Origin of the sequence: Streptomyces sp. TRM68367 (assembly GCF_014495685.1) — a bacterium.
GTDB lineage: Bacteria > Actinomycetota > Actinomycetes > Streptomycetales > Streptomycetaceae > Streptomyces.
Map to the genome: position 1 here is coordinate 1 of NZ_JACTVI010000123.1, position 20421 is coordinate 20421.

The following is a 20421-nucleotide window of genomic DNA, read 5'->3' on the forward strand; positions in this document are numbered from 1 at the left end:
CAGATCAAACGGCGTGACTGGGAGGCCGCCGAACGCGAGGGCCGCACCATCACCCCCCTGATCACCCGCCTCAACACCATCCGGCGCGCCCACCCCGCGCTGCACCGGCTCAGGAACCTCCGCTTCCACGCCACCGACAACGACGCACTGATCGCCTACAGCAAGCGTTCGGGATCCGACGTGGTCCTGGTGGTCGTCAATCTCGACCCGCATCACGCCCAGGAGGCCACGGTCTCGTTGGACATGCCGCAACTCGGCCTGGACTGGCACGAGTCGATGCCGGTGCGCGACGAGCTCACCGAAGAGACCTATCACTGGGCCAGGGCCAACTACGTGCGCCTCGAACCTGGGCGGTCGCCTGCGCACGTCCTCCACGTCCAGAGCTCGTGCGCCGCGCCGCACAGCGGAGGGGCAGGAACGTCATGACCGTGAACACGCCCGTACCCGACACCTTCGAGGACACTCCGGCCAAGGACCGGGATCCCGACTGGTTCAAGCGCGCCGTCTTCTACGAGGTCCTCGTCCGCTCCTTCCAGGACAGCAACGGCGACGGCATCGGCGACCTCAGGGGCCTGACCGCCAAGCTCGACTACCTCCAGTGGCTGGGCGTGGACTGTCTGTGGCTGCCGCCGTTCTTCAAGTCCCCGCTGCGCGACGGCGGCTACGACGTGTCCGACTACACCGCCGTCCTGCCCGACTTCGGCGACCTCGCCGACTTCGTGGAGTTCGTGGACGCCGCCCACCAGCGCGGCATGCGGCTGATCATCGACTTCGTCATGAACCACACCAGCGACCAGCACCCGTGGTTCCAGGAGTCCCGCAAGGATCCCGACGGGCCCTACGGCGACTACTACGTGTGGGCCGACGACGACAAGGGCTACGCCGACGCCCGCATCATCTTCGTCGACACCGAGCCCTCCAACTGGACGCACGACCCGGTGCGGGGCCAGTACTACTTCCACCGCTTCTTCTCCCATCAGCCGGACCTCAACTACGAGAACCCGCACGTCCAGGAGGACATCCTTGCCGCCCTCCGCTTCTGGCTGGACCTGGGCATCGACGGCTACCGGCTGGACGCCGTGCCCTACCTGTTCGCGGCCGAGGGCACCAACTGCGAGAACCTGCCCGCGACCCACGAGTTCCTCAAGCGCGTGCGGCGCGAGATCGACGCACTGTATCCGGACACCGTGCTGCTGGCGGAGGCCAACCAGTGGCCGGAGGACGTCGTCGACTACTTCGGCGACTACGAACGCGGCGGCGACGAGTGCCACATGGCGTTCCACTTCCCCGTCATGCCGCGGATCTTCATGGCGGTGCGGCGCGAGTCCCGCTACCCCGTCTCGGAAATCCTCGCCAAGACCCCGGCCATCCCCTCCGGCTGCCAGTGGGGCATCTTCCTGCGCAACCACGACGAGCTGACCCTGGAGATGGTCACCGACGAGGAACGCGACTACATGTGGGCCGAGTACGCCAAGGATCCCCGCATGCGCGCCAACATCGGCATCCGCCGGCGCCTCGCCCCGCTCCTCGACAACGACCGTCACTCGATCGAACTCTTCACCGCCCTGCTGCTGTCCCTGCCGGGCACGCCGATCCTCTACTACGGCGACGAGATCGGCATGGGCGACAACATCTGGCTCGGTGACCGCGACGCCGTCCGCACCCCGATGCAATGGACCCCGGACCGCAACGCCGGGTTCTCGTCGTGTGATCCGGGACGGCTCGCCCTGCCCACGATCATGGACCCGGTCTACGGCTACCAGGTCACCAACGTCGAGGCCTCCATGGCCTCGCCGTCGTCGCTGCTGCACTGGACCCGCCGCATGATCGAGATCCGCAAGCAGAACGTCGCCTTCGGCCTGGGCTCGTTCACCGAACTGCCGTCGTCGAACCCGGCGGTGCTGGCCTTCCTGCGCGAGTACGACGACGACCTGGTGCTCTGCGTCAACAACTTCGCGCGGTTCGCCCAGCCCACGGAGCTCGATCTGCGCGAGTTCAGCGGCCGCCATCCGGTGGAGCTGTTCGGCGGCGTCCGCTTCCCTGCCATCGGAGAGCTGCCGTATCTGCTGACCCTCGGGGGCCACGGCTTCTACTGGTTCCGGCTCACCCGAGTCGCATCCCGTATCGGCCGACGACAGTGAGCGTGCGCCGACGAAAGGAGGCGTGACCATGCCGAAGACCGCATACCTGAGCCCCAGCCGTACGCACCTCGCCGAGCCCATGATGTCGCTCGCCGAGCTGCTGCGGGAGTGGCTGCCGCGGCAGCGCTGGTTCGCCGGCAAGGACCGTCCTGTCACCGAGCTCGGACTGCTGTCGATGACCGAGCTGTACCCGGGCTGTCTGCACCTTCTGGTGCACGCCTCCCACTCGGCCGTGCCCGCCCCCGGCGGCGCCCACCCGCCCGGCGACGTCTACCAGCTGTTCCTCGCCGCGCGGGAGCACCCGTCGCCGCGCCTGGCCCGGGCGCTGATCGGCAGGGTGCACGACGGTACGCTCGCCGGCCTCACCGTCTACGACGCCCTCTACGACCCCCGCTCCGCCCAGTTGCTCCTGGACCGGCTGAGCCACCCCGGCACGGCGGGCCCCCTGCGCTTCGAGGCCGATCCGTCGCTGCGGGTCCCCACCGGGCTGCCGGCTCGGCTGCTGGACGCCGAGCAGTCCAACAGCTCGCTGGTGTACGGCGACGCGCTCATCCTGAAGGTCTTCCGGCGCATCCAGCCCGGCGTCAATCCGGACCTGGAGGTGCCGGGCGCGCTGGCCCGGCAGGGTTGCCGCCGGGTGCCCGCGCCGGTGGCCTGGTTCCGCACCACGTATCCGCAGCGGGCCACGCTGGGCGTGCTCCAGCCGTTTCTGCGGGACGCCGCCGACGGCTGGACGCTGGCCCTGCACGCGCTGGCCACCGGTGACGACTTCACGGCTCAGGCCCGTGAGCTGGGCCGGGCCACCGCGGAGGTGCACCTCGCGCTGGCCTCGGCGTTCCCCGTCGGCGCCCCCGGCGAGAACGGCCGGACGGCCGCGGACATGACCGAGCGGCTGACCGCCGCCGCGACTTGCGTGCCGGCGCTGCGGCCGTTCGTGCCGGGTCTGCGGGCCGCGTTCGCCGCGCTGGCCACATGCGACGCCGGGCCGTCCGCCCAGCGCATCCACGGCGACCTGCACCTGGGGCAGGTGCTGCGGGCGGGACGCGACTGGTTCGTGATCGACTTCGAGGGCGAGCCGTCCCGTCCGCTGTCCGAACGGCGCAGCGCGCACTCCCCCGTGCGGGACATCGCCGGCATGCTCCGCTCCTTCGACTACGCGGCCCGGCAGCGCCGCCCCTGGCGCCCGGAGTGGGCGCGCCGCTGCCGGGAGGCCTACTGCGCGGGCTATGCCGCCCTCGCCGGCTGGGACCCGCGCAAGAAACACGTGCTGCTGCGCGCCTACGAGACCGACCGGGCCGTGTACGAGGTGCTGTACGAGGCGCGGCACCGCCCCGACTGGCTGCCCGTGCCGATGGCGGCGATCGAACGCCTCGCCCTGAGAGGAGACCCAAGCCGTGGCCCTGCGTGACACCTCCCTGCCCGAGCCGTCCGGTCCCGTCCCGTGCGCGCCCGCGCCACCGCTGGATCCGGCGGACCGCGGGCGCCTGCTGGCGGGCGCCCACCACGATCCGCACGCCCTGCTGGGCGCCCACCCGGTCCCCGGCGGGATCGCCTTCCGGGCGCTGCGCCCGTTCGCCCGCGGCGTGAGCGTGGTCGTCGACGGCGAGCGCACACCGCTCACGTCGGAGGGGAACGGGCTCTTCTCCGGTGTCCTCCCGCTCGCTGCGATCCCCGCGTACACGCTGCAGGTGGCGTACGGGGACGACGAGCAGGAGGTGCACGACCCGCACCGCTTCCTGCCCGCGCTCGGCGAGCTCGACCTGCACCTCATCCGCGAGGGCCGGCACGAGCAGCTGTGGCACGCGCTCGGCGCGCACCCGATGACCCACGAGGGCGTGGCGGGGACCCGCTTCACCGTGTGGGCGCCGAACGCGCAAGGGGTCCGGGTCGCCGCCGACTTCACCTACTGGGACGGCACCGCCTTCCCGATGCGGTCCCTCGGCGCCTCCGGGGTGTGGGAGCTGTTCCTGCCCGGCGTCGGCGAGGGCACCCGGTACAAGTTCGAGATCACCTCCCGCTACGGCCACCGCTTCCTCAAGGCGGACCCGATGGCACGCCTCGCCGAGGTGCCGCCGGACACCGCCTCGATCGTGACCGCCTCGCACTACGAGTGGGGCGACGCCGCGTGGATGGAACACCGGGGCGACGTCTCCGTTCACGAGGCGCCGTTCTCGGTGTACGAGGTGCATCTGCCGTCCTGGCGGCCCGGACTGACCTACCGTCAACTCGCCGAGGAACTCCCGGCGTACGTCAAGGACCTCGGCTTCACCCACATCGAGCTGATGCCGGTCGCCCAGCACCCGTTCAGCGGCTCGTGGGGCTACCAGGTCACCGGGTTCTACGCGCCTACGGCCCGGCTGGGCACTCCGGACGACTTCCGGTGCTTCGTCGACGCCTGCCACCAGGCCGGCATCGGCGTGCTCATGGACTGGGTTCCGGCGCACTTCCCCAAGGACGACTGGGCGCTGGCCCGCTTCGACGGGGACCCGCTGTACGAGCCCGGGGACGCGCGGCGGGCGGAGCATCCGGACTGGGGGACGTACGAGTTCGACTTCGGGCGCACCGAGGTGCGCAACTTCCTGGTGGCGAACGCCGTGTACTGGTGCGAGGAGTTCCACATCGACGGGCTGCGGGTGGACGCGGTCGCCTCGATGCTCTACCTCGACTACTCGCGCGAGTCCGGGCAGTGGGCGGCGAACGAGTACGGCGGCCGGGAGGACCTGGCGGCGATGGCGTTCCTGCAGGAGATGAACGCGACCGTGTACCGGCGGGCTCCGGGTGTCGTGACCATCGCCGAGGAGTCCACCGCGTGGGGCGGCGTGACCCAGCCGACCGACAGCGGTGGGCTGGGGTTCGGGCTGAAGTGGAACATGGGCTGGATGCACGACTCGCTGGAGTACATGTGCCGGGAGCCGGTGCACCGCAAGTACCACCACCACGAGATGACCTTCTCGATGGTGTACGCCTACAGCGAGAACTACGTGCTGCCCATCTCCCACGACGAGGTCGTGCACGGCAAACGCGCGCTCGTCTCCAAGATGCCGGGCGACTGGTGGCAGCAGCGCGCCAACCACCGCGCCTACCTGGGCTTCATGTGGGCCCACCCCGGCAAGCAGCTGCTCTTCATGGGCCAGGAGTTCGCGCAGGGCGCCGAGTGGCGCGAGGCGGAGGGTCCTCACTGGTGGCTGCTCGACCCCGGCTACTTGGCCGAACCCGACCACCGCGGCGTCCGCGACCTCGTGCGGGACCTGAACGTCTGCTACCGGGACGAGCCGGCGCTGTGGGAGCGGGACACCGATCCCGGCGGCTTCCGCTGGGTCGCCGTGGACGCAGCGGACGACAACGTGTTCGCGTTCCTGCGCTACGCCGCGGACGGCAGCCCGCTGCTGGCCGTGTCGCACTTCTCCCCCGCCGTACGCCACGACTACGTCCTGCACGTCCCCGGCGACGTCACCGCCTGGGTGGAGATCCTCAACACCGACGCGGCGCGGTACGGCGGCGGCGACGTCACCAACGCCGACCCGGTCAAACCGGAGGACGGCCGGATCCGGCTCACGCTGCCGCCGCTGGCCACCGTGTGGCTGAAGCCGTACCCGGCATGACGGGTGACCGCCGGGGAGCGGGGAACCCGGAGCCATGTGCGCACCGTCGGAGTGGAGGAGGAACTCCTCCTGGTCGCCCCCGAGACCGGCGAACCCCGGGCAATGTCGGCCGCCGTGCTCGCCCGCGCCGCCCGGGACGAGGACGACGGCGACGTGTTCGAGAAGGAACTGCACACCCAGATGCTGGAGTTCGCCACCCACCCGCAGTCGGACCTGGGCGCGCTGCGCGCGGAGATCGTCCGCTGTCGTGAGGAGGCGGCCCGGCACGCCGGGGCGATCGGCTGCGCCGTCGCCGCGCTCGCCACGTCACCGCTGCCCGTCACTCCCTCGATCGCCCTGGACCGGCGCTACAGGTGGATGGTCCGGGAGTACGGCATCACCACGCGGGACCTCGTCCTCGGCTGTCACGTCCATGTCGCCGTCGGCTCCGACGAGGAGGGCGTCGCGGTCGTCGACCGGATCCGGCCCTGGCTGTCCGTGCTGGCGGCGCTGAGCTCCAACTCCCCGTTCTGGCAGGGCAGGGACACCGGTTACTGCAGTTACCGCAACCGCGTGTGGCAGCGCTGGCCGTCGGCCGGCCCGACCGAGGTCTTCGGCTCGGCGGAGCGGTACCACCGGCGGGTCGCGGACATGGTGGCCACCGGCGTCATCCTCGACGAGGCGATGGCCTACTTCGACGCGCGGCTGTCCCGGCGCTATCCGACGGTGGAGATCCGGGTCGCGGACGTGTGTCTGCACGCGGACACCGCGGTGCTGGTCGCTGCCCTGGCCCGCGGGCTCGTCGAGACCGCGGCGCGCGAGTGGCGGGCGGGCCGGGAGCCGGCCGAGCACAGCGTGAGCCTGCTCCGGCTGGCCGCCTGGCGCGCGGCCCGCTCCGGTCTGACAAGTGAGCTGCTCCATCCCGTGACCATGCGGCGGATGCCCGCGGAGGCGGTCGTACGGGGCCTGCTGGAGCACGTCGGGGACGCCCTCGCCGACTGCGGCGACCTCGGTGCGGCCCGCGACATCGCCGACGGACTGCTGCGACGCGGCACCGGTTCGCGGGTCCAGCGCGCGGTACTGGAACACACGGGGAGCCTGCGGGACGTGGTCGCCGCGTGCGTGCGGCACACCCAGGGGTGAGACCGGGCGGGGGCCGCCCGGTGTGTGGCCCCGTGGGTGCACCGGCTCACAGGAGCAGGACCAGGGCGTACGCCAGGAAGAACGCTGCGATCAGTGCGGCCAGGAGCAGGATCAGGGTGAGGGGTGCCTTGGCCCAGCCCTTGGGTGGGTTGTGCGTCTCGCGCGGGCCCGACTCGGGCAGGCTGCTCTCCGCGGGCGGGGTCTCGCCCGGGGGGACGCCGCCACCCGGTTCCAGACCGGTGCTGCGCTCGGGTTCGGGATCGGGACTGATGTGGCTCATACCGTCCGGGTCCCCCAAAGCGCCAAGATCATCAGGGCCCGGCCAATCCTCCGTATCCCGCCACGGGGAGCGTCCGCCTCCACTAGATTCGAACAGCCGATGACCGTACTCGTCGGCAGTGTCACACCCCGTCACGTCAGGAGCAGCGCATGCGCGACCTCGCTCTCGCTCCCCCGGCCGCACCGCCCCTGACCGGCGGGCTCGCCGACAGCGTGTTCGAGACGGCGGTCCACAACCCCACCCTGCCGGTGCTCGCCCGGCGGCCCGCCGCGGGCGCCACGCGGTGGGAGAAGGTGACCGCCGTCGAGTTCCGCGACGAAGTGGTCGATCTGGCCAAGGGCCTGATCGCGTCCGGGATATCGCCGGGCCACCGCGTGGCGGTCATGGCGCGCACCCGGTACGAGTGGACGGTGCTCGCCTACGCCCTGTGGGCGGTGGGCGCCGAGATCGTGCCGGTCTATCCGACGTCCTCACGCGACCAGGTCGGGTGGATCCTGCGGGACGCCGGCTGCGTGGGCGTCGTGGTCGAGGACGAGCAGGGTGTCATGACCGTCGGCTCGGTGTGCACCTCGCTGCCACAGCTGCGGCACGTGTGGCAGCTGGACGCGGGCGCGCTGGAGGACCTGGTGCGGCGCGGCGCGTTCGTGCCGCTGGCCACGGTCGACTCGATGCGCCGCATCGTGCTGCCGGACTCCTCCGCCGCCATCGCCTACACCTCCGGCACCACCGGCCGCCCTCTGGGCTGCGCGCTGAGCCACCGCAATCTGGCCAGCCCCTGCGACACGCTGCTGGGCGGCTGGCGCCACTCGGCGGCACCGCCGGGAAAGCAGCCGTGCGTGCTCGCGTTCCTGCCGTTCTCCCATGTGTACGGCCTGATGGTGCAGGGGCTGTGCGTGCGCGGCGGGATGCTGATGGGGCACGAGCCCGACCTGGGCGAGGAGGCGCTGTCGGCGGCCCTGCGCTCGCTCCGGCCGACGTACTTCCACGCCGTCCCGTCGGTCTTCGAGAAGATCTACAAGAACATGCTGCGCACGGCCCAGCAGTCGGGCCGCGGCGCACTGTTCGAGCGGTCCGCGGACACCGCGCGGGACTTCGCCACGGCCGTGGAGCGCCAGCGCCTGGGCCGCGGTCGGGGCCCAGGCTTCGACCTGCGGCTCCAGCACGCGCTGTACGAGCGCACGGTGTACCGCAGGCTGCGGGCCGCGTTGGGCGGCCGGGTGAACCGGGCGGTGTCCGGCGGCTCGCCGCTCAGCCGCGATCTGTCGCTGTTCTACGAGGGCATCGGCATCTATGTGCACGACGGGTACGGGCTCACGGAGACCAGCGGCGGGCTGACGATGCAGCCGCTGGGCCGGGAGAAGTCGGGGACCGTGGGGCAGGCCCTGCCGGGCATGGAGATCCGGGTGGCCGACGACCACGAGATCCTGGTGCGCGGTCCGGCGGTGTTCCAGGGGTACGTCGGCGACGAGGCCGCCACCCGGGCCGCGCTGCGCGGGGGCTGGCTGGCCACCGGTGATCTCGGGCACCTGGACTCGGAGGGCTATCTGACGATCACCGGCCGCAAGAAGGACGTCATCATCACCAGCAGCGGCAAGAGCGTGTCCCCGGCCGCCCTGGAGCAGCGCCTGCGGATGCATCCGCTGATCCGCCAGGCGGTGGTCGTGGGCGACAACCGGCCCTGTGTCGGTGCCCTGCTCACGCTGGATCCGGACTTCGTGCCGCACTGGCGGTCGGTGCTGGCGTTGCAGGGCGACGCGCCGGTCCAGCGGATGCGGGAGGAGAACGCGCTGCGGGAGGAGATCGGGCGGGCCGTGGCCGCGGCCAACAGCGCGGTGTCGCACTCGGAGTCGATCCGGGTGTTCCGGGTGCTGCCGGAGCCGTTCGACGTGGCCAGCGGGCTGCTGACGCCGTCGATGAAGCTGTGCCGGGACGAGATCGTGCGGCACTACGCGCACGAGATCGACGCGATGTACCAGGCGCGCTCGCGTCGGCGCCCGCAGAGTGCGCCGGATGTGCCGGCCGAATGGGACGATGCGGACAACGTCTTCCGCTGAGCGCCGCCGTCGTGCGTAGGCGCCGTACGTCCGGGAACACGCTTGAGTGTCGATGCGAGAGAAAGTCCATGCGAGAGAAACGGGTGGCGGGGGGAGGCGCCGACGACGGCTTCCCCGTGGCCCGGCAGGAAAGGCGAGATGGCATCCGAGCCGCGTGGAGAGAACACCCTGGCGTTTGTGGAGATTCCGAACCTGACCAGCAGTTTCGCGGGCGAGCCGCAGGACGTGACGGGCGCGCGCCTGGCCGCGGAGGGCTACTTGCGCGGCCTGGCCCGGACCGCGCCGCCGGTGGCCGCCGAGTACTGGGACGACATCCTGCTGGTGGTCACGGAACTCGCCGCCAACGCGGTCCAGTATGCGCCGGGACCGTTCGTGCTGCACATGCGCCGGACCTTCGACGGGGTGCATGTGACGCTGCACGACACCAGCACCACGCCGCCCGCCCCGCGCCCCTTCGATCCGCGCCGCGGTGGCGGCGGCATCGGCTGGCATCTCGTCCACACGCTCTGCGACCAGGTCAGCGTCGTGACCGGCGACCACGGCAAGGACGTGCACGCCTTCCTGCCCTGGTGAGAGGTCCGCCCGGTGCGCGGGTCAGGCGGCGGTCGCCCCGCGCGGCGGGCGCCGCTGGTAATAGTCGCCGACGGTGGTGAGGTAGCCGCGGTCCATGGTCTCGCTGTCGGTGCGGAAGCGGGGCGCCGCCTTGGCCACGCTGCCCGTGCAGGCCAGGGTGATCCGCCGGGCTCGCGGGTCGACGCCGGTGACGATGCCCGCCGGGACCAGCACGCTGCGCGCGAACATCCAGACGCCGGTGTCGACGACCAGGTGCCGCATGCCGTGCGGGGCGGCCTCCCGGGCCACGTGTCCGATCGTGCCGTCGGACGCGGCGACGGTGAAGCCGGTCAGGTCCTGTCCTTCGGCGTGCCCGCTGCCTGGCGCGTACGACCAGATTCTGTCGGTGGTCACGTTGCTCCTCCCCTCCCGAATGGTGTACGGGTCGTGAAGCACCTGTGAACGGTTTGCACGTCCGGGTGCCCCACAGGCCCAATACCCTTCTGCGGCGTCGGCATTCGGTGCCGTCCGGAGCATTCGGTCACATCGGGCTGCGCTGGATCCGGCGCCCGTCGAGGCGCCGATGGTGAGCCGGACGGTTCGGATCCGGCAGGAGGCGTGGCGCTCGCCGGGCAGGGTGAGCAGTCCGGTGGATATGACGTCCGGGCCGAGGGCGGCGAGGTGAGCGCTCTCAGGCGTGTGGGCATGCTGGACTCCCGAGGGTGGGGGTGACGGGCGTTCACGAGCGCGCGAGCGTTCACATGAATGAACGCCCGGCCTGATAGTGAACGAGCCTCTGGGGCCGCAGGACTAGACCTTTGTGCCGTCAAGAGATCGCGCACACGCGATCTTCACTCCTGACCGGTGCGTTTCCGCGCCGGTACGGGCATGGTGGTGCTCGACGCGTTCGTCTGCCTACCGCGCCCGGCTGGCGCAGCCGTCCCGGGCACGGTGGGATCGATGTGGTGCAGCGCAGCGATCCGGGGCATGCGAAGGGCGTTCGTGGCAGACCGCCCGGAGCCGCAGAAAGGGATGAACACCGTGACACGACCCAGGATCCTGGTGGTTGGCGCAGGCTTCGCCGGCGTCGAGTGCGTTCGCCGCCTGGAGCGGAAACTCGGTCCCGACGAGGCCGACGTCACGCTCGTGACGCCGTCCGCCTACCAGCTCTACCTCCCCCTGCTGCCCCAGGTCGCCTCCGGCGTGCTGACGCCGCAGTCGATCGCCGTGTCCCTGCGCCGCAGCCGCAAATACCGCACCCGGATCATCCCGGGCGGCGCCATCGGCGTGGACCTGAAGTCCAAGGTCTGCGTCATCAGGACCATCACCGACCACATAGTCGACGAGCGCTACGACTACATCGTGCTGGCCCCCGGCAGCGTCACGCGCACCTTCGACATCCCCGGGCTCACGGAGCACGCGTTCGGGATGAAGACGCTCGCGGAGGCCGCCTACGTCCGCGACCACGTCATCTCGCAGCTCGACCTGGCCGACGCCAGCCAGGACCCGGCCGAGCGCGCCGCCCGCCTGCAGTTCGTGGTGGTCGGCGGCGGATACGCCGGCACCGAGACCGCGGCCTGCCTGCAGCGCCTGACCCACGCCGCCGTCAAACGCTACCCCCGCCTGGACCCAGGCCTGATCCGGTGGCACCTCATCGACATCGCGCCCAAGCTGATGCCGGAGCTGGGCGACAAGCTCGGCCGCAGCGCGCAGGAGATCCTGCGCCGGCGCGGCATCGAAGTCTCGCTCGGCGTGTCCATCGCCAAGGCCGGCCCGGAAGAGGTCACTTTCACCGACGGCCGGGTGGTCCCCACCCACACCCTGATCTGGACCGCCGGGGTCGTCGCCAGCCCGCTCATCGCCACGCTCGGCGCGGAGACGGTCCGCGGACGGCTCGCGGTCGGCGCCGAGATGAACCTGCCGGGCCACGACGGGGTGTTCGCGCTCGGCGACGCCGCCGCCGTGCCCGACCAGGCCAAGGGCGAGGAGGGCGCCGTCTGCCCGCCGACCGCGCAGCACGCGATGCGGCAGGGCAGGCACGTCGCCGACAACGTCATCGCGACGCTGCGGAACCAGCCGATGACGCCGTACGTGCACAAGGACCTCGGGCTCGTCGTCGACCTCGGTGGCAAGGACGCGGTCTCCAAGCCGCTCGGCATCGAACTGCGGGGCGTGCCCGCCCAGGCCGTGGCGCGCGGCTACCACTGGTCGGCCCTGCGCACCAACGTCGCCAAGACGCGCGTGGTGACGAACTGGGTGCTCAACGCGGTCGCCGGCGACGATTTCGTGCGCACCGGCTTCCAGGCCCGCAAGGCCGCCCGGCTGAAGGACTTCGAGTTCACCAACAAGTACCTGTCCCCGGAGGAGGTCCGCGCGCACGTGGAGGGCACCGAGCGGCACGAGGGGTGAGGCGCCCGCCGCGAGGGCCGCGTGCGCGGCATGCCATGCTGAGGGCCGGATCTTGGTGTGACATGGGAGAGAGTACGGCGGCGTGAGATCAGCGGGGCGCTCGGCGCGGGCACGACTGTGGGACCGGGCCGCGGCCTCCGATCCCGGGCTGCTGCGGTTGACGGCCGGGCTGCGGACCGTGGGCGCCATCGCCCTCACGCTGGCCGTGCTCGCCCCGCTGGGGACAAGCGTCAAGTATCTGGTGGCGGGCGCCATGGCGGCCATGGTCGCCACGTTCGCGATCCGTGAGAAGCAGCGGCCCCAGCAGGCGGTCACGCTCGCGCTCGGGCTGCCGGTGGCGCTGGCCTCGGTGTCGCTGGGCGCGCTGCTCAGGTCCCATGTCGTCGCGAGCGGCGTGTTCTTCGTCGTCCTGATCTTCAGCGCGGTCTACGGCCGCCGGTTCGGCGACCGCGGCACGGCTCTCGGCCTGATCGGCTTCCAGGTCTACTTCGCGTCCCTGTTCATCGGCGCGACCGTCCCGGCCCTGCCCCGGCTGTGCGGCGCCTTCGCGGTCGCGTTCCTCAGCAGCGCCGTGCTGCGCTTCGCCCTCGTGCCGACGACGCCGGCGAGCGTCCTGCAGCGGCTGCGCCGGGCGTTTCGCGCGCGCCTGGCCCAGCTGGTGTCGGCGCAGCTGGAACTGCTCGACGCTGGTCCGGACGACATCGACAAGGCGCTGGACGCCGTACGCGAGGGCACGGCGCGGCTGCACGAGACGGCGATGATGATCCAGGACCGGCTCGAGGAGGGCACGCCCGACGAGTCCGTGGCACGGCTGGTGCAGCGGCGCGTCGCGGACGCCGAGATCGCCGCCGAGCGGCTCGGCCTGTTGCTGCTGACCGCGCGCAGCGCCGAGCGGGCGGACACGCTGACCCTGCACCTGCCGGGCGCGCCCGCCCCGTCGGTCGGCCGGGCGCCGGCGCGGGACGAGGCCCTCGACGCAGTGCGCCGCGACCTCCAGGCGCTGCGGGTGCTGGTGCTGCGGTCGCCCGCCGAGAGTGCGGGAACCGCGTTGGCCCATGTGCGCAACCGGCTCCTCGGCTACCGCGACGAGGACAAAGTGCCGGTGGCCTCGCCCGCCGTGCAGGACGTCTTCCGCGGCATCGGCGAGACCGCCCGTGCCGTGCTCGGGCTGCGGATCGCCCTCGACGGGCCGCAGGACGAGTCGGACGACTCCCCCGCGACGGCCCGCTCGCGCGAGGAGCTGGACGCCGAGGACGCCGCGATCGACGCCGGGGAGGAGACGCCGTCCAAGGAGGAGACCGGGCTGCGGCGGCCGACCACGCGCGCGGCCGTGCAGGTGTCGGTGGGGTCCGCGCTCGCCATGGCCGGCGGCGAGTTGCTGTCCAGCCACCGCTGGTACTGGGCGGTGCTGACGTGCTGGATCGTTTTCCTCAACACCGCGTCGACCGGCGAGATCCTGGTCAAGGGCTACCGGCGGCTGGTGGGCACCGTGCTCGGCGTGCTGGCCGGGATCGTGCTGGCCGGGCTGGTCGGGCAGCACACGTGGACGGCGTTCGCGCTGGTGCTCGTACTGATCTTCGCGATGTTCTACACGGCGCCGCTCTCGTACACGCTGATGTCGTTCTTCGTCACCGCGATGCTGGGGCTGCTGTACACCCTGCTGCACACCTACAGCCTGGACGTGCTGGTGCTGCGGATAGAGGAGACGGCGCTGGGCGCGGCGTGCGGGGTGATCGCGGCGGCGTTCGTGCTGCCGGTGCAGACGGACCGGCGTACGAACGAACTGCTGGTGACCGTGCTGGAGCGGCTTGTGGACGTCACCGAGCACGCCGTCGAGCAGCTCAGCGGCGGGCCCGCGGGCGAACTGCTGGACAAGGCGCGGGATCTGGACCAGGCGCTGGCCGACCTGCGCGCCGCGACGCAGCCGCTCACTCACCCGGTCACGCCGCTGCGGTCCCGCCGCACCACCGCCCGCTACGTCGTCGCGCTGCTGGAGACCTGCGCGTATCACGCGCGCTCCCTGGCAGCGACGGCCGAGCTGCTGCCCACCCATCCGTCCATCGCGGCGGACCCGCGACTGCGCGGAGCGGTGCGGCGCACGGTGCGCAACATCGAGGCGATCGCCGCCCACGTCGCGGACGAGAACTCCGCCGCCGAGGTGACGACCGGACCGAGCATCGCCTCCCTGCTGGAGCCCGACGTCAGCGGCGCGTCCCGCTACGGCCGGGTCACCGGCCGCGTGCTGCGGCACCTGGAGCGCCTGGACGAGGCGGTGACGGGCCTGGCCCGTCCGCTGAAAGTGCCGGTCGCCGCGCCGCGGCGATGACCGCGGCGCGACGGCCGGCAGGCGGGAGTCGGGTCAGAAGTCGGTCGGCAGGCCGCTGGCCTCGGCGATACCACGCAGTTCCTCGTTCTGCCGGTGCCGTTCCCGGATGTGCTCGGCGAGTTCGCCGAGCCGCGCCGGGTCGGCGGCGGTGGCCGCGTCGGTGACCACCCGGACCGGGCCGGTCTCCTCGGTGTGGATCTCGACCACCTCGTTGTCCAGCCGTCCGGTGACGGCGGTGGCGATGACCAGGGCGGCCTCGTCGCGGATCTCCTGAGGGAGCTCGCCGCCGTCGAGCGCGAAGTCCAGGGCGGCCGGCCGCTCTTCGTCGATCGCCCGCAGGACCGGCTCGACCACGCCGAGCAGACGGTCGTAGTCCTCGGTGTCCATCCGGATGCGCAGCAGGTCGAGGTATACGTCGACGGGGCGGCCCTCCGGCGGGATCTCGGGTTCGCTCATCTGCTCCGTGTTCCCCGTACGGCGCCGGTCAGACGCCCTGCGGGCGATTTTCGGCCTGGAGCCGTCCGGTCAGGCCGCGCTCGCCCGTCCCCCGGTGCCGGGATGACCGGTCCGCTGCTGTCCCAGGACCTCGTCGCGGACCCGGGCGCAGCTGCGGCTGATGAGCCGGGAGACGTGCATCTGCGAGATGCCCAGCCGGTCGGCGATGCGGCTCTGCGTCATGTCCTCGAAGAACCGCATGTAGAGGATGGCGCGCTCGCGTTCGGGCAGGCGGCGCAGGCCTTCCTTGGCGGACTCGCGGTCCACCACGACGTCGTACGAGGAGTCCGCCGCGCCGAGGGTGTCGGCGAGGCTGTATCCCTCGTCGCCGGACGACAGCTCGGCGTCCAGCGACAGGGTGCTGAAGCTCTCCAGGGCCTCCAGGCCGGCGGCGACCTCCTCCCGGCTCAGGCCGGTGTGGTCGGCGATGTCGGCCGCCGAGGGCTCGGGGCTGCCGGGGTTCTGAGTGAGATCGCGCCGTGCCACGCGCACCTTGTTGCGCAGTTCCTGCACGCGTCGGGGCACCCTCAGGGCCCACATCCGGTCCCGGAAGTGCCGCTTGACCTCGCCGGTGATGGTCGGCACCGCGTAGCTTTCGAAGGCGCCCCGGTCCGGGTCGTACCGGTCGATGGCCTTCACCAGTCCCAGGGCCGCTACCTGCCGCAGGTCCTCGACCGACTCCCCGCGGTCGCGGAACCGGCCGGCGATCCGGTGGGCCATGGGCAGCCACGCCGCGACGAGCTCGTCACGCACCGCGTCCCGTTCGGGCCCGTCGTCGAGGGCTGCGAGCCGGGCGAAGAGGTCGGTGGTGTCCGGCGCGTCGTCGTGTCGCCGGGCGGTCGCGGCCTTCGCCGCGGACGGGGCGGGTCGGCTGACCGAGGGTGCGGTCGGCGTGTCCGACGGGTCGATGTGCGTGTTCGGCGTTTCGGTGAGCATGCGGAATCGCTCCTGAACGGGATCGTGTCAGGGACTTACCGCGGGAGGGCGCCGCACCCGGACCGCCAGGAGGGGGCCGGAGCAGACAAACCGCTCCCGCTGCGCGCCTCCGGTCCGAAGCACGTAGTTCGCATGCCCTGCCGTCGGCGGAACAAACTCCGCGTCTCGGGCAATGTGCCAACGTGTGTCTCAGGCGAGGGGGACCACGGCGGTGATGCACTTGCCACCCGTGGGCAGGTCGAGGACGCGGACGTCCCGCGAGAGGCGGCAGACGATGGGCCAGCCGTGGCCGCCGGCCCGGCGGCGGCCGTTCCGGTCGGTCGGTGGCGTGGTGACCGGCAGCCGGTCACTGCGGTCGCTGACCGAGACGCGGACCTCGGTGCCGACGAGGTCGACCCGGACGTCCGTGACGCCGCCGCCGTGCAGGATCGCGTTGGTGGTGAGCTCCGAGGCGACGAGCACGGCGTCCGACAGGGCGTCCTCGTCGTACCCGGTGTCGCTGGTGCGGCGCCGCTCGGCCACCGCGCGCTCCACCGCCTTGCGCGCGTCGCCGGGCCTCCACGCCGGCGGCCGCACCGTCGCGCGGGCGCCGGGAGTTTCGATGACGGATTCGGTCGTGTGCTCCTCGCACATCCTTCAGCTCCCTGGCTTCGGCTCCCTGGTCTGCGGTGACAGCGGCCCTGGCGGCGACGGTCCGCGCCGACGGCAGACCTCGGCGGCGCCGGTCCCCGGTGACGCCGGCCCTCAGTGACGCCGCTCTTCGGCAGCACCGGTCCTCGAAGGCCGTCCGCTGGGACAGGCACAAGCCGGATCTTTCTTGTCGGCTCACCTCTCCCCGTACCGGCAAACATCCCTGCCGCCCGCGGGGTGCGGAATTTCCGCCATGTGGCGCAGTCAGGGCGCCCTGCCGGGGTACGCGGCGTGCATGACCGATGTGGTGGACTCGGACGAACTGCTGCGGCGCATGCAGCGCGCGAGGGCCTGTGCGGAACGGGAGCGGCGGGCGTGGCGGACGAGGAGTTCCGCGCCGGATCCGCCCGGCGCGGACGGAACCGACGACGCCGCCGTGCGGGCGCTGGCCTACGAGGTCGTGGTCCGGGTGCTGGACGAGATCCTGGTTCCCGGCCGGCACGACAAGGACGACTGACCGTACGGCTGGACAGCGGGCGCCGGCCCCGCGCCCAGCGCCCCGCACGTGCGCCCCAGGGCGACGCGTGTTCCTCGGCGACGTCCTGGCGTCCGGGGCTGGACGACCGGCTCACCCGGGGCCGGGTGCTGCGAGGGGCCGAGGAGCTGTTGGCCGACGCGGTGCACGCGGAGCACACGTTCTTCAGCACGTGCGGGAGTTCCTTGTCGGTCAAGGCGGCGATGCTCGCCGTGGCAGGCCCGCACGAAAGCTGCTGATCGGACGCGACGCACACAAGTCCGTCGTGTCGGGTCTGATCCTGTCCGGCATCGAGCCGGTGTCGGTCGAGCCGCGCCGGGACGCCGAGCGGCACCTCGCGCATCCGCCGTCCGCCGCGGAGTTCGAGGCGGCGTTCACGGCCCATCCGGACGCGAAGGGCGCGCTCGTCACCGGCCCGACGCCGTACGGCGCCTGCGCCACCCTGCGGGACATCGCCGAGGTGTGCCACCGGCGCGCGCGGAGCCGCTGATCGTGGACGAGGCCTGGGGCGCGCACCTGCCCTTCCACCCCGACCTGCCGTCGTGGGCGATGGACGCAGGCACAGACAGCTGCGTGACCAGCATCCACAAGATGGGCAGCGGCCTGGAGCAGGGCTCGGTGTTCCATCTGCGCGGCGATCTCGTCACGCCGAAGCTGCTCGGGATGCGTGCCGATCTGCTGGGCACCACCAGCCCGTCGGTGCTGATCTTCGCCGGTCTGGACGGCTGGCGGCGGCAGATGGCCCTGCGCCGCAAGGAGCGCATGGGCGCCACCCTGGATCTCGCGGCCGAGGTCCGGGCGACCGTCGAGGAGATCGACGGCCTGCACGTGGGCGGCCGCGAGGACTTCTGCGGGCCGGGACTGGCCGACGACCTCGACCCGCTGCCGGGCATCATCGACGTCGAGGGCCTCGGGATCACCGGCTACGCGGCCGAGGACCGGCTGCGGGATCACCGCGCGGTGGACGCGCTTCTGGTCGACCGCCGCCGGATCGGCGCGCAGAGCACGCTCGAGGACGACCGGGAGACGGCCGGGGATCTGCTGGCCGCGCGGCGAGACTCCGCGCGCGCCGCGCCCGGAATGCGGCCGCCCCTCGGGTGGAGGTGCCGCCGCCCGACGGGCTGCGTATGGAACAGGTGCGACTGCCCCGGGAGGCGTTCTTCGGCCCCACCGAGGACGTGCCGGTCGACCGTGCCGGCCGGCCGTGTCGCGGCGGAGATGGTCACGCCGTATCCCGGGATCCCAGCCGTCTCGCCCTGTGAGCGGCTGTCCCGGCCGGTCCTGAGGTATCTGGGCACGGGCTCGCGGAATGGGCGAAGAGTGAAACAGGTCACTTACCCCGCTTTTGGGTACACGAAATCCTTCGGCGTGGTTTACCGTCCATTCATACGTGGTCATGGAGTCGACCCTGAGCCGTCCTCCCTGTGCCACCGCTTACGGCCCTGGCTGGTTTCCCCCGTCCAGCCAGGGCTTTTCATGTTCCCGGAGTGATGCGGGAGCCCGCGGGTGCGGACCCCCCGAAGGATCTGCCGTCCGCCGAGGTGCCCGGGGCGTCGGCAGCGGCTGAAATGGGCGTAGGGAAAGCACCGCAACCGCGTCCCCGGCGAGGAGCCCCGCGTCATGACCAAGGCCATAAAACTGCTGACCGCCCTTCCGCCGCCCCAGCGTCAGCGTCTGATGGCGCTCGCGCAGGAGGTCTCCTTCCCCGAGGACTTCCGGATCTTCGAGGCGGGTGGCCGGGCCGACCGCTTCTGGGTCGTCCGCTCCGGCGCGGTCACCCTGGACCAGCGGGTGAACTCCGTGCAGCGCGTGAAGGTCGCCAGCCTCGGCTCGGGCGACCTGCTCGGCTGGTCGTGGCTCTTCCCGCCGTACGAGTGGGACTTCGGTGCGCAGGCCTTCAGCCCGGTGCGGGCCTATGAGTTCGAAGCGGCGGCGGTGCTCGGGCTGTGCGAGGAGGATCCGCGGCTCGGGCTGATGCTGGTGCGCAGCGTGGCCGAGATCCTCGCGCACCGGCTGGAGCTGACGCGCGGCAGGCTGATGGAGCAGCACGCGCCGCATCGGCGCAGCGCGCTGTAACTGGCGTTCAGACCCGGTAGCGGCGCAGTGCCGGTACCGCGGCGGCCAGGGTCAGCATCACGGCGACGACCAGGAGTCCGCCGCCCGCGACGGCCGTGCGCGGGCCGAAGGCCGAGCCCGCGGTGCCGTGCAGGACGTCGGCGAGGCGCGGCCCGCCCGCCACGACGACCGTCGATCTCCCCCTCGACCAGGTGCGGACCCTGCTCGCGGTGGTGGACGAGGGCACGTTCGACGCGGCGGCCGCGGCCCTGCATGTGACGCCGTCGGCGGTGAGCCAGCGGGTGAAGGCCCTGGAGCAGCGCACGGGGCGGGTGCTGCTGCTGCGCACGAAGCCGGTGCGGCCGACCGAGTCCGGCGCGGTGCTGGTCCGGCTCGCCCGGCAGGTGGCCCGGCTGGAGCAGGACGCGTACGGCGAGCTGGGGCTGAGCGGGGCCGGGGAGCCGACCCGGGTGTCGGTGGCGGTGAACGCGGACTCGCTGGCGACCTGGTTCCTCGGCGCCCTCACGCGCGTGCCGGAGGAGGTGCGGCTCTGCTTCGAGCTGCGGCGCGAGGACGAGGAGCACACGGCGGCGCTGCTGCGCGAGGGGCTGGTGATGGCAGCGGTCACCTCGTCGCCGGATCCGGTGCCGGGCTGTTCCGTACGGGCCCTGGGGCGGATGCGCTATCTCCCCGTGGCGAGCCCGCAGTTCGCGGCGCGGTATCTGGACGGGCCGCTGCGGGAGGCGCTCGCCGTGGTGCCCGTGGTGGCCTTCGACCGGCGGGACGACTTCCAGGACGGCTTCGTCCGCCGGCTGCGGGCCGGGCGGGGCGCCGCGAGCGCACAGCGGCACCACGTGCCCACGTCGGAGGGGTTCGTCGAGGCGGTCGCCGCCGGCCTCGGCTGGGGCATGGTGCCCGAGGCGCAGGCGGTTCCCCTCCTGCGCACCGGCCGCCTCGTCGGCCTGGCCCCGGACCGGGCGGTCGACGTCCCGCTGTACTGGCAGCAGTGGAAACTCGACTCCCCCGCTCTGGCGGCGGTGGCCGACGCGGTGACGGCCACGGCGGCCGAGGCGCTGCGCGGCTAGGGCCGCTGGTACTCCCGGAGTCGGTGCCGAGGGGCGGGCGGTGCCGACTCCCGTGTGTCACCGGTCGGTCTCGTTTCGCTCAAGGTCGACAGGCACCACCCTGCGCGCGCCGGCCCTGGCCGCCGGACGCGGGTCCGCGCGGACGGTCACCTGGCGCCACGGCAGCAAGGCCACCAAGCGCAACCCGCACGCCGGGATG

At 72.2% G+C, this 20421-nt stretch carries 17 protein-coding genes and 2 pseudogenes; 13 read left to right on the forward strand and 6 right to left on the reverse strand.

Annotated elements, in window-relative coordinates:
• From H8R17_RS40070 to H8R17_RS40090, 5 genes are all read left to right on the forward strand, one after another.
• On the forward strand, nt 1–426 hold a 426-nt coding region (locus H8R17_RS40070), incomplete at its 5' end, for a DUF3459 domain-containing protein (protein WP_187828122.1).
• Nucleotides 423–2141: a maltose alpha-D-glucosyltransferase gene (gene treS / locus H8R17_RS40075; RefSeq protein WP_187828123.1), complete on the forward strand. Its 1719-nt coding sequence runs from the start codon at nt 423–425 to the stop codon at nt 2139–2141. The genes H8R17_RS40070 and treS, both read left to right, overlap by 4 nt.
• Before the next feature lie 28 nt (nt 2142–2169).
• Nucleotides 2170–3549, forward strand: coding sequence for a maltokinase N-terminal cap-like domain-containing protein (locus H8R17_RS40080; RefSeq protein WP_187828124.1), 1380 nt, complete (start codon nt 2170–2172; stop codon nt 3547–3549).
• Complete coding sequence (gene glgB / locus H8R17_RS40085) at nt 3536–5743, forward strand: 1,4-alpha-glucan branching enzyme (RefSeq protein WP_187828125.1); 2208 nt, start codon at nt 3536–3538, stop codon at nt 5741–5743. The genes H8R17_RS40080 and glgB overlap by 14 nt, the downstream gene beginning before the upstream one ends.
• 36 nt (nt 5744–5779) lie before the next feature.
• Nucleotides 5780–6865: a glutamate--cysteine ligase gene (locus tag H8R17_RS40090; protein ID WP_187828126.1), complete on the forward strand. Its 1086-nt coding sequence runs from the start codon at nt 5780–5782 to the stop codon at nt 6863–6865.
• Nucleotides 6866–6911: 46 nt separating this feature from the next.
• On the opposite strand, the gene H8R17_RS40095 is transcribed toward H8R17_RS40090, so the two are convergent.
• Nucleotides 6912–7145, reverse strand: a complete 234-nt coding sequence (locus H8R17_RS40095) for a DUF6480 family protein (protein WP_187828127.1) — start codon at nt 7143–7145, stop codon at nt 6912–6914.
• 149 nt (nt 7146–7294) lie between these two features.
• Between H8R17_RS40095 and H8R17_RS40100 the strand changes: the two genes are divergently transcribed.
• Entirely contained in the window at nt 7295–9199 is a 1905-nt protein-coding gene (locus H8R17_RS40100; protein ID WP_187828128.1) for a long-chain fatty acid--CoA ligase, read from the forward strand.
• 138 nt (nt 9200–9337) lie between these two features.
• The gene (locus H8R17_RS40105) at nt 9338–9772 is read left to right on the forward strand and encodes an ATP-binding protein (protein WP_187828129.1); all 435 of its coding nucleotides are present in this window, start codon (nt 9338–9340) and stop codon (nt 9770–9772) included.
• 21 nt (nt 9773–9793) lie between these two features.
• Here H8R17_RS40105 and H8R17_RS40110 read toward each other — a convergent pair whose 3' ends face one another.
• A complete protein-coding gene (locus H8R17_RS40110) occupies nt 9794–10165 on the reverse strand; it encodes a PRC-barrel domain containing protein (protein ID WP_187828130.1) in 372 nt (123 codons plus the stop codon).
• A gap of 618 nt (nt 10166–10783) precedes the next feature.
• Between H8R17_RS40110 and H8R17_RS40115 the strand changes: the two genes are divergently transcribed.
• The gene (locus H8R17_RS40115; RefSeq protein WP_187828131.1) at nt 10784–12160 is read left to right on the forward strand and encodes an NAD(P)/FAD-dependent oxidoreductase; all 1377 of its coding nucleotides are present in this window, start codon (nt 10784–10786) and stop codon (nt 12158–12160) included.
• 82 nt (nt 12161–12242) lie between these two features.
• Complete coding sequence (locus H8R17_RS40120; protein WP_187828132.1) at nt 12243–14486, forward strand: FUSC family protein; 2244 nt, start codon at nt 12243–12245, stop codon at nt 14484–14486.
• Nucleotides 14487–14519: 33 nt separating this feature from the next.
• Here the strand turns inward: H8R17_RS40120 and H8R17_RS40125 are convergent, their stop codons facing one another.
• From H8R17_RS40125 to H8R17_RS40135, 3 genes are all read right to left on the reverse strand, one after another.
• Nucleotides 14520–14942, reverse strand: a complete 423-nt coding sequence (locus H8R17_RS40125) for a hypothetical protein (RefSeq protein ID WP_187828133.1) — start codon at nt 14940–14942, stop codon at nt 14520–14522.
• 69 nt (nt 14943–15011) lie between these two features.
• Entirely contained in the window at nt 15012–15917 is a 906-nt protein-coding gene (locus tag H8R17_RS40130) for an RNA polymerase sigma factor SigF (protein WP_187828134.1), read from the reverse strand.
• Nucleotides 15918–16106: 189 nt separating this feature from the next.
• Entirely contained in the window at nt 16107–16550 is a 444-nt protein-coding gene (locus tag H8R17_RS40135) for an ATP-binding protein (RefSeq protein ID WP_187828135.1), read from the reverse strand.
• A 292-nt stretch (nt 16551–16842) separates the two neighbouring features.
• Here H8R17_RS40135 and H8R17_RS40140 point away from each other — a divergent pair, with 292 nt between their 5' ends.
• From H8R17_RS40140 to H8R17_RS40150, 3 genes and pseudogenes are all read left to right on the forward strand, one after another.
• Nucleotides 16843–17064, forward strand: coding sequence for a hypothetical protein (locus H8R17_RS40140; RefSeq protein ID WP_187828136.1), 222 nt, complete (start codon nt 16843–16845; stop codon nt 17062–17064).
• Between the two features lie 58 nt (nt 17065–17122).
• A pseudogene (locus tag H8R17_RS40145) lies at nt 17123–18423 on the forward strand (aminotransferase class I/II-fold pyridoxal phosphate-dependent enzyme); the annotation flags it as partial.
• A 279-nt stretch (nt 18424–18702) separates the two neighbouring features.
• Nucleotides 18703–19158, forward strand: a complete 456-nt coding sequence (locus H8R17_RS40150; RefSeq protein WP_187828137.1) for a cyclic nucleotide-binding domain-containing protein — start codon at nt 18703–18705, stop codon at nt 19156–19158.
• A gap of 7 nt (nt 19159–19165) precedes the next feature.
• Here H8R17_RS40150 and H8R17_RS40155 read toward each other — a convergent pair.
• Nucleotides 19166–19339: pseudogene (locus H8R17_RS40155) on the reverse strand (MFS transporter); the annotation flags it as partial.
• 10 nt (nt 19340–19349) lie between these two features.
• Here H8R17_RS40155 and H8R17_RS40160 point away from each other — a divergent pair.
• Nucleotides 19350–20222 (forward strand): LysR family transcriptional regulator ArgP, encoded by an 873-nt coding sequence (locus tag H8R17_RS40160; protein WP_316959681.1) that lies wholly within the window; start codon nt 19350–19352, stop codon nt 20220–20222.
• Nucleotides 20223–20421 lie beyond the last annotated feature (199 nt).

Excerpts from the sequence above, each read along its gene's own strand:
- treS (WP_187828123.1), top strand. The coding sequence starts at position 423 with ATGACCGTGAACACGCCCGTACCCGACACCTTCGAGGACACTCCGGCC.
- H8R17_RS40080 (WP_187828124.1), top strand. The coding sequence starts at position 2,170 with ATGCCGAAGACCGCATACCTGAGCCCCAGCCGTACGCACCTCGCCGAG.
- H8R17_RS40095 (WP_187828127.1), bottom strand. The coding sequence starts at position 7,145 with ATGAGCCACATCAGTCCCGATCCCGAACCCGAGCGCAGCACCGGTCTG.
- H8R17_RS40100 (WP_187828128.1), top strand. The coding sequence starts at position 7,295 with ATGCGCGACCTCGCTCTCGCTCCCCCGGCCGCACCGCCCCTGACCGGC.
- H8R17_RS40105 (WP_187828129.1), top strand. The coding sequence starts at position 9,338 with ATGGCATCCGAGCCGCGTGGAGAGAACACCCTGGCGTTTGTGGAGATT.
- H8R17_RS40115 (WP_187828131.1), top strand. The coding sequence starts at position 10,784 with ATGAACACCGTGACACGACCCAGGATCCTGGTGGTTGGCGCAGGCTTC.
- H8R17_RS40125 (WP_187828133.1), bottom strand. The coding sequence starts at position 14,942 with ATGAGCGAACCCGAGATCCCGCCGGAGGGCCGCCCCGTCGACGTATAC.
- H8R17_RS40130 (WP_187828134.1), bottom strand. The coding sequence starts at position 15,917 with ATGCTCACCGAAACGCCGAACACGCACATCGACCCGTCGGACACGCCG.
- H8R17_RS40135 (WP_187828135.1), bottom strand. The coding sequence starts at position 16,550 with ATGTGCGAGGAGCACACGACCGAATCCGTCATCGAAACTCCCGGCGCC.
- H8R17_RS40140 (WP_187828136.1), top strand. The coding sequence starts at position 16,843 with ATGACCGATGTGGTGGACTCGGACGAACTGCTGCGGCGCATGCAGCGC.
- H8R17_RS40150 (WP_187828137.1), top strand. The coding sequence starts at position 18,703 with ATGACCAAGGCCATAAAACTGCTGACCGCCCTTCCGCCGCCCCAGCGT.